Below are 15,489 nucleotides of genomic sequence, written 5' to 3' on the forward strand. Positions count from 1 at the left end.
CTATCCACAACCTCAAAACGGTGTTTTGAGCAGCCTGCGGCTAGCTTCCTAGTTTGCTCTTTGATTTTCATTGAGTATAAACAGCCACTCTCCAGTTCAATTGGAGAGTTTTTTGATGAGAGTAGATATTTATAGACCTCAATTTGACACCATACTTTTTCTATGATAAAATGTAACAAATTTGTTTACAACAAATCAAAATCTAAATGAAATGAAATTTTCTATGAAATCAATCAAAGGACTACTCTTTATCATAGCTAGTTTTATCTTGACTATTTTGACTTGGATGAACACTTCTCCCCAATTCATGATTCCAGGACTAGCTTTAACAAGCCTATCTCTGACTTTTATCCTAGCCACTCGTCTCCCCCTACTAGAAAGCTGGTTTCACGGTTTGGAGAAGGTCTATACTGTCCACAAATTCACAGCCTTTCTCTCCATCATCCTACTAATCTTTCATAACTTAAGTATGGGCGGTTTGTGGGGCTCTCGCTTAGCTGCTCAGTTTGGCAATCTTGCCATCTATATCTTTGCCAGTATCATCCTTGTCGCCTATTTAGGCAAATACATCCAATACGAAGCTTGGCGATGGATTCACCGTCTGGTTTACCTAGCCTATATTTTTGGACTCTTTCACGTCTATATGATGATGGGCAATCGTCTCCTCACATTTAATCTTCTAAGTTTTCTTGTTGGTAGCTATGCCCTTTTAGGCTTACTAGCTGGTTTTTATATCATTTTTCTATATCAAAAGATTGGCTTCCCCTATCTAGGGAGAATTACCAATCTCAAACGCTTAAACCACGATACGCGAGAAATTCAAATCCATCTTAGCAGACCTTTCAATTATCAAGCAGGACAATTTGCCTTCCTAAAGATTTCCCAAGAAGGTTTTGAAAGTGCTCCGCATCCCTTTTCTATCTCAGGAGGTCATGGTCAAACTCTTTACTTTACTGTCAAAAATTCAGGCGATCATACCAAGAATATCTATGACAATCTTCAAGTCGGCAGCAAAGTAAGCGTAGACAGAGCTTACGGACACATGATCATAGAAGAAGGACGAGAAAATCAGGTTTGGATTGCTGGAGGTATTGGGATCACCCCCTTCATCTCTTACATCCGCGAACATCCTATTTTAGATAAACAGGTTCACTTCTACTATAGCTTCCGTGGAGAAGAAAATGCAGTCTACCTTGATTTGCTCCGTGACTATGCTCAGAAAAATCCTAATTTTGAACTCCATCTAGTAGACAGTAGGAAAGACGGCTATCTTAATTTTGAGCAAGAAGAAGTGCCCGAACATGCAAGCGTCTATATGTGTGGTCCTCTTTCTATGATGAAGTCACTTGCCAAACAGATTAAGAAACAAAATCCAAAAACAGAGCTTATTTACGAAGGATTCAAGTTCAAATAACCACTCATACTCTCCTGGGAATTTCCCAGGAGTTTTTTCTACACAACCGCAAAAAACACTGCCAGATTTCTAGCAGTGCTTTGAATTTTATTTATTTTAATAGATTGTTTTTTCAGTTTCTACATCAAAGAAGTGGGCTTTGTTCAAGTCAAATCCAAGTTCAACTGTTGCACCTGTTTGCAAGTAGTCACGAGCATCAACTTTAGCAACAAATTCATCTTTACCAACTTGGCAGTAAAGGTGAGATTCTGAACCAAGCAATTCTGATACAGAGATAGTCGCTTTTACAACACAGTCTGGGAATGTTTCAAGGAAGGCAGGTTCTGCATTCACATCTTCTGGACGAATACCGAAGATCAATTCTTTACCTTCGTAGCCTTTTTCACGAAGAACTTTCAATGCTCCTTCTGGCACTTTCAAACGGAAACCATCAGAAATAATTTCGCTACCAACTAATTTCACATTGATGAAGTTCATTGCTGGGCTTCCGATGAATCCTGCTACGAATTTATTAACTGGTTTTTTGTAAACTTCTTGAGGAGTACCGATTTGTTCCACACGTCCGATAGTACCTGTACCAGCAGGGTTCTTAGTTGCTGACATGATAACGATACGGTCTGCAAGTGTCATCGCTTCTGTTTGGTCGTGAGTTACATAGATAGTTGTAGCCCCGATACGACGGTGGATTTTAGCGATTTCAGCACGCATTGATACACGAAGTTTAGCATCCAAGTTTGACAAAGGTTCGTCCATCAAGAATACTTTTGCATCACGGACGATGGCACGCCCCATGGCAACACGTTGACGTTGACCACCTGAAAGGTCAGCTGGTTTACGTTCCAAAAATTCTTTCAATCCAAGGATTTCAGCTGCTTCTTGCACACGTTTGTCGATGTCTTCCTTGCTGTATTTACGCAATTTCAAACCGAAAGCCATGTTGTCATAAACAGTCATGTGTGGGTAAAGAGCGTAGTTTTGGAATACCATGGCGATGTCGCGGTCTTTTGGAGCTACGTCGTTGACAACCACGCCATCGATAGATGCAGTTCCTTCTGTGATGTCTTCAAGACCAGCAATCATACGGAGAGTAGTTGATTTACCACATCCTGAAGGTCCTACGAAAACGATGAACTCTTTGTCTTTGATGTTCAAGTTGAAATCTTCAACTGAATAGTGTTCGCTGTTTGGATATTTTTTGTAAATATTTTTAAGATTTAATTCTACCATGAGGTGAACTCCTTTTGTCTTTTGATAGTTTTATTATAAATGAAAACGCTTTACATTTCTATGGCAAGATGACCAAAAAAACAAAAAAGTTCTGTGCAACTTGCACAAAACTTTATAGAATATCTGGTAAAATCAACTGATAACACAAGGTCAGGTCGGTCAACTCCTTCAACTGTAGCCCTGTCAATTCTTCCCACTTATCAATCTTGTATTGGAGAGAATTGCGGTGCAGATAGAGTTGCTGGGCTGTTTTTGTTAGGACAGCACTATTTTCCCAAAGGGAGAGAATGATTTCCTGAATCTGATCTTGATCCAAAATCATCTGGTGCAAGCATTCTTTAATGACTCTCAGGTCCACAATTCTTTCTCCCATACTCCAAAGATAGAGTTGTGAAAAGGTATGAACACCTTGGTGACCCTGACGCCACCAAGTCTTAAACAAATCTCGCTCTGCTTTAATCAAGTCTGATAGGGCTTGATAGCCTGTCTGAGACCAAACCTGACCCAACATGATTGACAGACGAAGTCCAAAGTCATACTCAACCGCTTCAATCGTATCACTTAAAATAGCTCGTACAGAGGTGTATTTGTCTTGCTGAAGCACGAAAACATAATCCTGAGCTCCAACCTGAAGCACTGTCTGACAGTTAGGAAAAAGGGTCCGCATCATATCCAGCCAAGAAGCTAGATTTTCCTGCTGAAAATAGGAAAGATGACAATAAACCAGCTGAATCTTTTTAAAAGCTTGTGGTGCCTGTCCCTTCCCCTCAATCAAAAAAGAATACCAAGGATTGAGCGAACGAGCCTGCTCCTGCTGGGTCAAAAGCGAAATCAACTGCTTTTCACGCTCACTGAGCCCAGCTTCCTCCAGCAAAATCCACTGCTGAGAAGCTAAAGGAAGAGTTAAGTAACCCTCTTTCGCTACTGGTTGGTCTGAAATCTGAGCCTCAGGAAACCAGTCTTGTAGTTCTTTTGCCATCATGTCCTATCCCTCCACTTTTTGGATGCACCACGAAATCAAGCTCTCAAGACGTTCCAGATTTTCAGTCATATGGAGATAGCCCATCACTGCTTCAAAACCTGTGGACATACGGTAGGTCACCACATCGGCATTTTTAGCCTTTGTGTGGCTATTGGTATTGCGGCCACGTTTGTAGATTTCTTCTTCTTTTTCCGTTAGGACTTGCTCCTCTAACATGAGGGAAATCAGGCTGGCCTGAGCTTTAGCCGATACATACTTAGTCGCTTCTTGATGGAGTTTATTGGGTTTGGTCATGCCTTTGAGGATGAGGTGACGGCGAATATACATAGAATACACCGCATCCCCTTCAAAAGCTAACGCAATCCCGTTAATGAGATTGACATCAATCACGTGTCCACCTCACTCCATCCTTGGTGTCAAGGAGCTTAATCCCTTGAGCAGCCAATTGGTCACGGATCTGGTCCGCTGTCGCAAAGTCACGATTGGCACGCGCCTCTTGGCGTTTTTGAATCAAGTCTTCAATCTCTGCATCCAAAACTTCCTCAATAAAGACAATTCCAAAGACTTCTAACATAGCCGCAAGAGCTTCCTTAACACATGCATCATAGTTGCCAGAATTGATCCATTTAGCCATTTCAAAAACAACTGTGATACCGTTGGCAGCGTTAAAATCTTCATCCATAGCTGCTACAAACTTATCTTTAAAGGTTTGTAACTCTTTAACATCCACTTTTCCTGTAAATGGTTGCTCATAAGTGTTCTTCAAATACTTGAGATTGGTCTCAGCGTCTCGCACTGCCTTTTCCGTAAAGTTGATAGGCTTACGGTAATGTTGTGTCGCAAAGAAGAAACGAAGCACTTGTCCATCAAGAGTTTTAAGGGCATCGTGTACGGTTATAAAGTTGCCCAAGGACTTAGACATCTTGACATTGTCGATATTGACAAAGCCATTGTGCATCCAGTAGTTGGCAAAGGTCTTACCTGTCTTGGCTTCCGACTGGGCAATTTCATTGGTATGATGAGGAAACTCCAGATCGGCTCCACCACCATGAATATCAATGGTATCACCTAAAATCTCTGTCGACATGACTGAACACTCGATGTGCCATCCCGGACGACCAGGTCCCCAGGGACTATCCCAAGAAATCTCGCCTAGCTTGGCAGCTTTCCAGAGGGCAAAGTCTACAGGATTTTCCTTACGTGCCGTTTCTTCATCGGTACGACCTGAAGCACCTAGCTCCAAATCTTCCAAGGTTTTATTGGCTAATTTAGCATAGTTGTGGGATTTTTCCACACGGAAGTAAACATCCCCTTGGCTCTCATAGGCAAAGCCTTTTTCAATCAAATCTTCCACAAAACGAATGATGTCCGCCATAAACTCCACCACACGCGGATGGCGAGTCGCAGGCTTGACACCTAAGGCCGTCACATCCTCACGAAAGGCAGCGATATACTTGTCCGCAACCTCCTGAGGTGTGATACCCTCTTCCTTGGCACGGTTGATAATCTTATCATCCACGTCCGTAAAATTGGAAATATAGGCAACCTCGTACCCACGGTACTCAAAATAACGACGAATGGTATCAAAAGCTACCGTCGAACGGGCATTCCCCACGTGGATATAGTTATACACCGTTGGCCCACAAACATACATCTTTACTTTGCCGTCCTCAATCGGGACAAATTCTCGCAAATCACGAGACATGGTGTCGTAGATTTTAATCATAAATTATAATCAGGAAAGCTAAAATCCAAGAACAGTTAGTCTCATCACTGAGAGTTCAATTGAATTTCAGTCCGAATCTCTCTACACTTCGGAATCCCTTGCTCCTTTCTCATTCAGATAAACCACCTGAGTCTGTTTGACAAAGCCAATTTTTTCATACAAATGTTTGGCACCTACATTGCTATCCTCTACTGCAATTTGGAACTCCTTATCATTTTGCTCAATCAGTTGGTTGACAAGGAATTTTGCTAAGTAGCTTCCATAGCCTTTCCCACGTTCAGGTTCAGATATTGCTAAACCGTAGAAGTAATTCGTATTAGTCGATAAATCTACCGTGCACGTTCCAATAACCTGACCGTCTTTTAATAAAATATATAAGCGACTTTCTGGATCCTTCAGAGCTTCAGCGACATATCTATCCACAATCTCTCTAGACTCATGTTCCTCTGAGAATGCCTGAAATTTTAACTGACTAATTTGATCCTGATACGAACTATCTGCTAACAAAACTTCAAGATTGGAAATATTTGCTAACGGATAAGGTTTTCTATCCTTACCTAACCAAGTTTCTGTCTCTTCATCCTCGACCAATCCCCAGTTGCTAACAAAATCAGGATGGCGGTCTAGAAAAACACGCTCTGTCTGAAAAGTGACTGAACGAATAGAGAAATAAGCTGTTTCTCTCTCAAAACTAGTAAACAATGCACGCGCAATCCCCTGACGTCGATGACCTGGATGAACCAGTATCGTCACTTCTACATCTTGGTCATCTGCAGAGACGGTTAATAAACCAACAAGTTCGCCTTTTTCATAATAAAGGAAAAAAGCGGGCATGTTTGGGTCAAAATTAAGCATGTTAGAGAGATAGGGATCACGATAGGTACCGTCATAGTTTTGGCAATAGTTAATTAGTTTTTTCGCCTCAGATAGCTCCTCTTGGCTTAACTTGTTTCTTGCTTGAATCATATAGGTATCCTCTATAACCCAGACGATCTGTGACTGGCTTCTTTAGCCTGCTCGAGTTTATTAACGTAGTACTCTCGTTTTTCTTCGACTTCGTGAATGACCGGCTCATCCTTCTTACCATGAAGGCGGACAATCTTGGCAGGAATACCGACAACCGTCACATCACTAGGGACGTCTGCCACGACAACTGCTGCAGCACCGACCTTAGCATTTTCACCGATTTCCACTGGTCCGATAACTTGGGCATGGGCTGATATGAGAGCTCCCTTACGTACAGTAGGATGGCGTTTACCACAGTCTTTCCCTGTTCCCCCAAGAGTCACCCCATGATAGAGGAGAACTCCCGTCTCAACGATCGCTGTTTCCCCAATCACCAGACCAGAACCGTGGTCGATAAAGACACCTGAATCAATCTGGGCACCTGGATGAATCTCAATCTGAGTCCAAAAGCGCCAAAACTGACTGTGCATACGAGCCAGAAGTTTGAAGCCATGCTTCCAGAGAAAATGCGAAAGACGGTGGGCCGCCAAGGCCTTGACACCTGGATAAGTCAGCAAAACCTCCAAAGTGGTGCGGGCCGCTGGATCATTTTCTTTTACGATATCAATGGTTTCGCGCCACCATCCCATACATTTCTCCTTTTCTTATTCTGAATCTTTTGGTGTTTCTGTAATTTCTTTCTTAGGTTTGTGATCCTTGTGATGACGTGGGCGGTGAGGACGCTCTGATTTTTCACCTTTTTCATCACGTTCAGGTTTTGGAGGACGAGGAAGAAGGGCTTTCATAGAAGCATCCACACGTCCTTTTTCATCAATCTTGATAACCTTAACATCAACTTCATCCCCGATTGCTACCAAGTCTTCGACATTATTGGTACGTGTCCAAGCCATCTCAGAGATATGAACGAGGGCATCCGTCTTGTCAAAGAGGTTGACAAAGGCACCAAATTTCTCGATACGAACGACTTTAGCACGGTAAACTTCATCCACTTTGGCTTCACGGACCAAACCAGCAATAATTTCTTTAGCACGGTTAATAGCATCTTGGTCGCTAGAGTAGATAGACACATTTCCTTCTTCGTCGATATCAATCTTAACGCCTGTTTCAGCGATAATCTTGTCGATGGTTTCTCCACCCTTACCGATGACAATCTTAATCTTGTCCACATCAATCTTGATGGTATCAATTTTCGGAGCAGTTGGAGCCAATTCTGGACGAACTTCTGGAATCGTTGCTTCAATCACATCAAGGATTTCAAAACGCGCTTTCTTGGCTTGAGCAAGGGCCTCAGTCAAGATTTCTACAGTAATCCCTTGAATCTTGATATCCATTTGAAGGGCTGTAATCCCATCACGAGTACCTGCAACCTTAAAGTCCATGTCTCCAAAGTGATCTTCCAAACCTTGGATATCTGTCAAGACTGTGTAGTTATTTCCATCTGAGATGAGACCCATAGCAATCCCTGCTACTGGCGCCTTGATTGGCACACCACCAGCCATAAGGGCAAGCGTTCCCGCACAGATAGAAGCTTGAGAAGAAGAACCATTTGATTCCAAGACTTCTGCTACTAGACGGATAGCGTATGGGAATTCTTCCAAGCTTGGCAAAACTTGAGCAAGAGCACGCTCACCGAGAGCCCCGTGACCGATTTCACGACGACCTGGCGCACCGTAGCGGCCAGTTTCCCCTACAGAATATTGAGGGAAGTTATAGTGGTGCATAAAGCGTTTCTTGTACTCTGGATCCAAACCATCAATGATTTGAGTTTCACCCATCGGAGCCAAGGTCAAGACTGAAAGGGCCTGAGTTTGTCCACGAGTAAAGAGACCTGAACCGTGCACACGAGGAAGGAAGTCAACAACCGCATCCAAAGGACGGATTTCATCAACCTTACGACCATCAGGACGTACCTTGTCTTCTGTGATCAAACGGCGCACTTCAGCGTGTTCCATCTGTTCCAAGATTTCAGCCACATCACGCATGATACGGTCAAATTCTTCGTGGTCTGCATACTTTTCTTCGTAAACAGCAGTTACTTGGTCTTTGACTGCTTGAGTTGCAGCTTCACGTGCCAATTTTTCTTCTACTTGAACTGCCTTTTGAAGGTCACTGTTGTAGGCTGCGATAATTTCAGCTTGCAAGTCAGCATCAACATGAAGCAATTCCACTTCTGCTTTTTCCTTACCAACTGCTGCAACGATTTCTTCTTGGAAGGCAATCAATTCTTTGACTGCTTCGTGCCCTTTAAGGAGAGCTTCCAGCATGATTTCTTCTGACAATTCCTTGGCGCCTGACTCGACCATGTTGATGGCGTGTTTGGTACCAGCTACTGTCAATTCAAGGAGAGATTGCTCTGCTTGTTCTTGGCTAGGGTTGATGATGATTTGACCATCCACATAGCCCACTTGCACCCCAGCGATTGGTCCATCAAATGGAATATCTGAAATGGAAAGTGACAAGGATGAACCAAACATAGCTGCCATTGGTGCAGAGGCATTCTCATCATAAGAAAGCACGGTGTTGATAACTTGCACTTCATTACGGAAACCTTCCGCAAACATAGGACGGATTGGACGGTCAATCAAACGCGCTGTCAAAGTCGCATCCGTTGAAGGACGTCCTTCACGTTTCATAAAGCCACCAGGAAACTTCCCAGCTGCATACATTTTTTCTTCATAGTTGACTTGGAGAGGGAAGAAATCCCCAGTTGCCATTTTCTTAGACATAACGGCTGCAGTCAAGACAGTTGACTCACCGTAACGCACGACAACAGAGCCATTTGCCTGCTTAGCAACCTGACCAGTCTCTACAATTAACTCACGACCTGCAAAAGTCGTTTGAAACACTTGTTTTGTCATTTTAATCCCCTTTGGATTGATGAAATTATACGCCTTGCCTACAAAGATCAAGATACTAAGCCGTCAAGCAACCCAAAGGAAAATAGGAAATCGAACGACGGAGCGACTGCTCCTAGGCAGATTTATCTTTTTCCACAGAGTTGTAGGCGAGTTCAATTACACAAGATACTAAGGGCGTGAAGAATCCCGTGTGAAAATAGGGATTTAGCCCGTGTTCAACTATTAGATACTTTGAAAAGTTTAAAAATATTATTCTTTAGTATTTTGCCTTTTTATAGCAGATTTGAATAGTTAAAAATCTGTTTATACCCTCATCTTTGTATCAAGTACGTACAGAGTCTATTTTATCATATTTTTCTTAAAAAGTGCGGTCTTTACCATTAAAAAGGAACCATTCCCCTCACTTGAGAAGAATGGTTTGCTTTTTATTATCCTAGAGACTGGTGATTAAACAAGGCATGGGTTGCTTGGTGGATGTATTTTGCTGTATCCGCATTGTTCATAGTGTAGAGATGCACACCGGCAACATCCTGAGTTACCAAGTCCACGATTTGGTCCACTGCATAGGCAAGTCCTGCTGCTCTGAGCGACTCAGGGTCATGCTCATACTTGTCTAAAATGGCTTTAAATTTGCGTGGAAGATGGATATTCTCACAAGTCTTCAAGAGACGGAGAGCCTGATTTCGGTTCAGAATTGGCATAATTCCTGCATGAATAGGAACATCAATCCCAGCCAAGATACACTTGTCTTGGAAATCATAGAAGCGCTCATTGTCAAAGAAAAGCTGAGTCACGAGGCTCGAACAGCCTGCATCCACTTTCTTCTTAAGATTTTGAATATCTGAAATCTGATTTGGTGAATCTGGATGTCCTTCCGGATAACAAGCGCCAACAATATCAAAGTGAGGGGCTTGTTCCTTGATGAACTCAATCAAGTCGGTTGCGTAGCGAAAATCCTTTTGCGGCTCCACATCTGGAATAATATCCCCACGAAGAGCCAAGATTTTCTGCACTCCAACCTTGTCCAAGTCAGCAATCGTTTCAGCCACCTTGTCCTTAGTCAAATAGATAGCTGGCAAGTGAGCAATAGTCGGAATCGCCAAGTCATTTTGGATAAAGTCGGCCAAACGGACCGTCGTTTCCTTGATATTAAATTTATTATTGCTGGCAGTCACACTGATAAAGTGAGGAGCCAACTCCTGCATGTCCTGCAAGGATGAAATAATTTTATCATTACCCACTGCTGGGTTTGGAGGGAACACTTCAAATGAGAGTGACGGTGTTTGGCGTGACATAGTCCTTATCCTTTTCTTTTTGATTTCATTTTGAACAACCGTTGTAGGGAGAAATCTAATCTTACAATTTCTCACGCGCAGCTTTAGCTGCTTCAACTAGGCGGATCAAGCTTTCTTTTGTTTCTGGAATACCACGTGTTTTCAAACCACAGTCAGGGTTGATCCAAACTTTCTTGCTTGGCACTTTAGCAAGGATAGCTTCGATTGTATGGTCGATTTCGCCTTCATTTGGCACACGAGGTGAGTGGATATCGTAAACCCCAGGTCCCACTTCAGTTTGGAAGTTTTTCGCTTTAAGTTCGTCCAAGATTTCGAGGTTTGAACGGCTAGCTTCAAAGGAAATAACGTCCGCATCCATGTTATCGATAGCTGGGATGATATCTGTAAATTCTGAGTAACACATGTGAGTGTGGATTTGTGTATCTGGCGCTACTGTTGAGTGTACCAAACGGAAGGCAGGAATAGCCCAGTCAAGGTAGTCTTCGTACCAGTCGCTACGACGGAGTGGCAATTTCTCACGAAGAGCAGCCTCGTCGATTTGGATGATTTTCACACCAGCAGCTTCAAGGTCAAGCACTTCATCCTTGATAGCAAGGGCGATTTGAAGAGTAGAATCCTTGATAGAGATGTCTTCACGTGGGAATGACCAGTTGAGGATGGTAACAGGTCCAGTCAACATACCTTTAACAGGTTTGTTTGTACGGCTTTGTGCATAGCTAGACCATTTAACAGTGATAGGGTTAAGACGAGTTACATCACCCCAGATGATTGGTGGTTTCACCCCACGCATACCGTATGATTGTACCCAACCATTTTTAGAGAAGAGGTAACCTGACAAGTTTTGACCAAAGTACTCAACCATGTCATTACGCTCAAATTCACCGTGAACAAGGACATCAAAGTCGATATCTTCTTGCCATTTGATCCATTCGTCAATTGTTTCAGCAAGGAAAGCGTCGTACTCTTCTTGAGACAATTCACCTTTACGGTAAGCCAAACGTTTAGCACGAACTTCTTTTGTTTGAGGGAATGAACCGATAGTTGTTATTGGAAGAGCTGGAAGTTTGAAAGCTTCTTCTTGGATAGCTTCACGTTCTGCAAAGGCTGGCAAACGAGTGTAGTCTGCGTCTGTCAAGCCAGCGATACGCGCACGAAGTTCAGCATTTTCACCAACACGTTCAGTCGCAAAGAGTTCTTTGTTAGCAGCAAGTGCTTCTGCACCTTGACCATTGCGGATAGCATCCAAATCACGGATCTCATCTAATTTTTCAACTGCAAAGGCAAAGTGGTTCAAGATAGCTGGTTCAAATTCTTCATTAGCAGTTGTAAATGGCACATGAAGAAGTGAGCATGAGCTTGTCAAGACAATGTTTTCAGCTGTAATTTGATCAAGAACAGCCAAGCTCTTTTCGTAGTTGTTACGCCAGATGTTTTTACCATTGACAATACCTGCGTAGAGAGTCTTGTCAGCTGGGAAACCACCTTTAACCAATTCAAGAGTTTTCTTACCTTCAACGAAGTCAAGACCGATAGCATCTACTGGCAAGTTTACAAGGTCAGCGTAAACGTCACGAACGTCTCCGAAGTAAGTTTGAAGCAAGACTTCAAGACCTTTTTTGTCAGCCAAAAGTTTATTGTAGAGGTTCAAGAAGAGAGCTTTTTCTTCAGATGTCAAATCTTTTACAAGAGCAGCTTCGTCGAGTTGGATACGAGTCGCACCAAGTTCTGCCAATTTAGCAAAAACTTCTTGGTAAGCAGCCACTAAGCTGTCTACGAAGTCTTCTGCTTTCACACCTTCTTCAAAGTCTGACAATTGAAGGAAAGTGAATGGACCTACAAGGACAGGACGAGTGTTCAATCCAAGTTCTTTGGCTTCTTGGAACTCATCAAAGATCTTGTGACCTGCAAGTTTAACTTGAGTATCTTTTTCAAATTTAGGAACGATGTAGTGGTAGTTAGTGTTGAACCATTTCTTCATTGGAAGGGCGCGAACGTCCCCTTTTTCTCCTTGGTAACCACGACCCAAAGCGAAGTAGCGCTCAAGGTCAGACAAGTCCAAGTTTTGAACTGAAGCAGGTACCACGTTGAAAAGGAAAGCTGCATCTAGGAAGTTGTCATAGTGAGAAAAGTCATTTGATGGAATTTCAGTGATGCCTTTTTCTTTGACGATGTTCCAGTGTTTAGCACGCAATTCTTTTGCGGCTGCCAAGAGTTCTTCTTCTGAGATTTCTTTTCTAAAGTATTTTTCAGTTGTAAATTTTAATTCGCGGAATTCGCCCAAACGAGGGAAACCGATGATTGTAGTTGACATGATGTGTCCTCCAAAATTTGTTGTTGAAACTATCTTAACAGAAAAGAAATCATCTGTATAATTGTAAAAAATTAGGCTTTGATATAGTTTGAAACTATATCTCTATTTTAGACAACAGAAAAAGACCTGAGACAAATGCCTCAAATCCTTTGTATATCTTGTTTTATAGCTCTATTGCAGTTAGGCTCTTCAAACGTGTTATTAGTAATTCTTATAAGTGACTATGGCTTGTTATTAGAAAAGACTATAGGTTGATCCCCTTCTCTCGGAGATTGTCCAGACACTCCTCATAGTAGGCATCGTCATGTTCGCTGTAGATTGGACTGGTCAGCTTCTCCTCAGCTAAATCTTGATAAGGAGGGCAGGTCTTGCCACGATAGTTTTTATCCAACCACTCTGGACTGACCTTAAAGCCTCGTTTAACCATCTCTTCCATAATCAAGTCATGATAGGCATAGAGACGATAGGGCGAGTGGGTAAAGACATAGTCCACCGTCGCATGCTTTCTGCCCCAGCCATTGCCACGGAGGGCGCAGCACTCTCGATGTTGCCCCAAGAGCTGAGGACGGGGAAGTTGTGAAATCAAAGCCTCATACCAAAGTCTCATGGGAGTCTCCTTTCAGTAATGTCGAATGTTGCAAATAGGTATTGGGATAGCGATCAAGCAAGTCTCGAGTCTTAGCAATCAAGTCTTCCTGAGAAGCCTGACCAAAGCGGTAGCGATCCAGCAAGAGCATATAGTCCTTGCGATCGGCATCTGTCGCTTTCTTTTTAAAATAGCCCCAAATATGATGAAAGGCATTGCAAACCTGACCCCTGTGTTCTGGGATTTGACAGGCACGGTCAATCATCTCCTGAACTAGACTCGCCTCCACCTCTTTATTCTTGAGATACTGACGAATCTCATTGTAAATATTGCTAGAATGACTCAAAACGAGGTATTTGTTTCTCGCCCAGAGTTGCTGGCAAAGGGCACGTTTGTTGTTATTTTCCATATTTCTCCTTACTTTCTACTAGTTCCCCGGAAATATAGAAACAAAGTTGTATCTTAAAAATGAGTGGAATATGAGCGAATAAATCAACTACATCTTACCCTTGAAACTCTTTCAAAAACTCTTCGAGTTCAGCATCGGCTTCTGGTGTGGTTCCGTGGAGTTGACCGAGCATTTCAAGCAATGAAGCTGTTTGACTTTCGATAGCTTTATTTGTGTCGTTAATTTTGCTGACGATATCTGTTAGTTGTTCGACTTCTTCTTCCTCAAAGGTATCTACATAGCGAGGGATATTGAGGTTATAGTCATTTTCGACAATTTCTTCATAACTTGCCAGATGGGCAAACTTGTCAATCTCCTCACGTGACTTGTAGGCTTCCAGAATCTTCTCGATATGAGTATCTGTTATGATATTCTGATTTTTGCCCTTATCAAACTCCTTAGAAGCATCGATAAAGTAGACATCACGATTGGTACAGTTCTTTTTGAGAATGATAACCGTGGTCGGAATGCTGGTATTAAAGAAAATGTTAGCAGGTAGACCGATAACCGTGTCAATGGCCCCTTCTTCTAACAAGGCCTTACGAATAGTTCCCTCTGCATTTCCACGGAAAAGAACACCGTGGGGAAGGACGATAGCCATAACCCCATTATCCTGCTTAAGATGGTAATAACCATGTAAGAGAAAGGCAAAATCAGCCTTGGATTGGGGCGCCAGTTTCCCAAATGGAGAGAAACGAGGATCCGCCATAAAGCCAGAATTTGCTGACCACTTGGCAGAGTAGGGAGGGTTCATCAGAACACCATCAAAGTTAGTCGGTTCTTGAGTCGGCCAGTCTTCGTCTAGTGTATCAGCATTGTGGAGAAATTGATTTTCAACAGGAACACCGTGTAGAATCATGTTCATCCGGGCCAAGTTATAGGTTGAGGTATTGAGCTCCTGCCCAAAATAGACAACGGTTTGCGGTTTATGAGAATATTTCTTGGCGTTAAGCAAGAGAGAGCCAGAGCCCATAGTCGCATCATAGATGGTAAAGCCTAGCTGGTCCTCACGACCCAAAAAGGCAATCTGAGTCATGAGTTTGGCAACTGGTTGAGGGGTATAGAACTCACCAGCCTTCTTACCCGAGTCAGTCGCAAACTGACCGATCAGATACTCATAAGCATCCCCCTGCATATCACCAGCATGACCAGCCACGTCTAGCACAGCCAATTCTTTCATGACTGCCGCCACCGTTTGGTTTTGCTTTTGCGGAGTCGCCCCTAGCTTTTTGGAATAGAGGTCAATATCTTCAAAGAGGTTTTCATAGAGTTCATCACTCTGCTCAATATCACGAAAACCCTGAGCCAAATCTTCCAACTGGAAAGTCCCCTCATTGACACGTGCTACTAGAGCCGTAAAGGTCAACTCAGGCTTGATACTATAGTTGAGTTCGTCCTTCATCACTGCAAGAAGATCCTCGTGGGTGTCCGCATCCTCATAGTAGTTACGATAGACCTCAAGGGCAGCCTCTAGACTCTCACTCCCCTCCTCCATAGTCTCCGCCACGAAAAAGAGCATCTTGTCTGACAGATACTTATAAAAGACCATGCCCAAAAGATAGGACTTGTAGTCATTAGCATCCATCTTAGAGCGGAGAACATCCGCTGAGTTCCACAGAGCTTGGTAGAGCGACTGGGACGTTTGTGTTGTTTCCATAATGTTTCTTTCTAAGTTT

At 42.9% G+C, this 15,489-nt stretch carries 13 protein-coding genes; 1 reads left to right on the forward strand and 12 read right to left on the reverse strand.

Features of this window, described 5'->3' with window-relative positions; genetic code table 11:
• The first annotated feature begins 223 nt into the window (after window positions 1-223).
• The gene (locus HT714_RS00005; protein ID WP_173226808.1) at window positions 224-1,414 is read left to right on the forward strand and encodes a ferric reductase-like transmembrane domain-containing protein; all 1,191 of its coding nucleotides are present in this window, start codon (window positions 224-226) and stop codon (window positions 1,412-1,414) included.
• Between the two features lie 96 nt (window positions 1,415-1,510).
• Here HT714_RS00005 and ugpC read toward each other — a convergent pair whose 3' ends face one another.
• The 12 genes from ugpC to HT714_RS00065 form a co-directional block, all read right to left on the reverse strand.
• Window positions 1,511-2,641 (reverse strand): sn-glycerol-3-phosphate ABC transporter ATP-binding protein UgpC, encoded by a 1,131-nt coding sequence (gene ugpC / locus HT714_RS00010; RefSeq protein ID WP_173226810.1) that lies wholly within the window; start codon window positions 2,639-2,641, stop codon window positions 1,511-1,513.
• Between the two features lie 112 nt (window positions 2,642-2,753).
• On the reverse strand, window positions 2,754-3,623 hold the full coding sequence (locus tag HT714_RS00015; protein ID WP_173226812.1) for a PucR family transcriptional regulator: 870 nt from the start codon (window positions 3,621-3,623) through the stop codon (window positions 2,754-2,756).
• 3 nt (window positions 3,624-3,626) lie between these two features.
• The gene (locus HT714_RS00020) at window positions 3,627-4,013 is read right to left on the reverse strand and encodes a Mini-ribonuclease 3 (protein WP_173226814.1); all 387 of its coding nucleotides are present in this window, start codon (window positions 4,011-4,013) and stop codon (window positions 3,627-3,629) included.
• Entirely contained in the window at window positions 4,006-5,349 is a 1,344-nt protein-coding gene (gene cysS, locus HT714_RS00025) for a cysteine--tRNA ligase (RefSeq protein ID WP_173226816.1), read from the reverse strand. Before cysS ends, HT714_RS00020 begins: the two co-directional genes overlap by 8 nt.
• A gap of 81 nt (window positions 5,350-5,430) precedes the next feature.
• Window positions 5,431-6,315, reverse strand: coding sequence for a GNAT family N-acetyltransferase (locus tag HT714_RS00030; RefSeq protein WP_173226818.1), 885 nt, complete (start codon window positions 6,313-6,315; stop codon window positions 5,431-5,433).
• An 11-nt stretch (window positions 6,316-6,326) separates the two neighbouring features.
• On the reverse strand, window positions 6,327-6,944 hold the full coding sequence (gene cysE, locus HT714_RS00035) for a serine O-acetyltransferase (protein WP_050973752.1): 618 nt from the start codon (window positions 6,942-6,944) through the stop codon (window positions 6,327-6,329).
• A 15-nt stretch (window positions 6,945-6,959) separates the two neighbouring features.
• Window positions 6,960-9,173 carry a polyribonucleotide nucleotidyltransferase gene (gene pnp, locus HT714_RS00040; RefSeq protein WP_173226820.1) on the reverse strand — a complete coding sequence of 738 codons (2,214 nt, stop codon included), beginning with the start codon at window positions 9,171-9,173 and terminating at the stop codon, window positions 6,960-6,962.
• Window positions 9,174-9,601: 428 nt separating this feature from the next.
• A complete protein-coding gene (gene metF / locus HT714_RS00045; RefSeq protein ID WP_173251329.1) occupies window positions 9,602-10,468 on the reverse strand; it encodes a methylenetetrahydrofolate reductase [NAD(P)H] in 867 nt (288 codons plus the stop codon).
• A gap of 61 nt (window positions 10,469-10,529) precedes the next feature.
• Complete coding sequence (metE, locus tag HT714_RS00050; protein WP_173251331.1) at window positions 10,530-12,779, reverse strand: 5-methyltetrahydropteroyltriglutamate--homocysteine S-methyltransferase; 2,250 nt, start codon at window positions 12,777-12,779, stop codon at window positions 10,530-10,532.
• Between the two features lie 244 nt (window positions 12,780-13,023).
• Window positions 13,024-13,386, reverse strand: a complete 363-nt coding sequence (locus HT714_RS00055; protein WP_173226823.1) for a TIGR02328 family protein — start codon at window positions 13,384-13,386, stop codon at window positions 13,024-13,026.
• Window positions 13,370-13,774: a YbgA family protein gene (locus tag HT714_RS00060; protein ID WP_173226825.1), complete on the reverse strand. Its 405-nt coding sequence runs from the start codon at window positions 13,772-13,774 to the stop codon at window positions 13,370-13,372. The genes HT714_RS00055 and HT714_RS00060 overlap by 17 nt, the downstream gene beginning before the upstream one ends.
• Window positions 13,775-13,868: 94 nt before the next feature.
• The gene (locus HT714_RS00065; RefSeq protein WP_173226827.1) at window positions 13,869-15,470 is read right to left on the reverse strand and encodes a type I restriction-modification system subunit M; all 1,602 of its coding nucleotides are present in this window, start codon (window positions 15,468-15,470) and stop codon (window positions 13,869-13,871) included.
• Window positions 15,471-15,489: the final 19 nt, after the last annotated feature.

This window comes from Streptococcus sp. 3705, from assembly GCF_013277145.1.
Taxonomy (GTDB): domain Bacteria; phylum Bacillota; class Bacilli; order Lactobacillales; family Streptococcaceae; genus Streptococcus.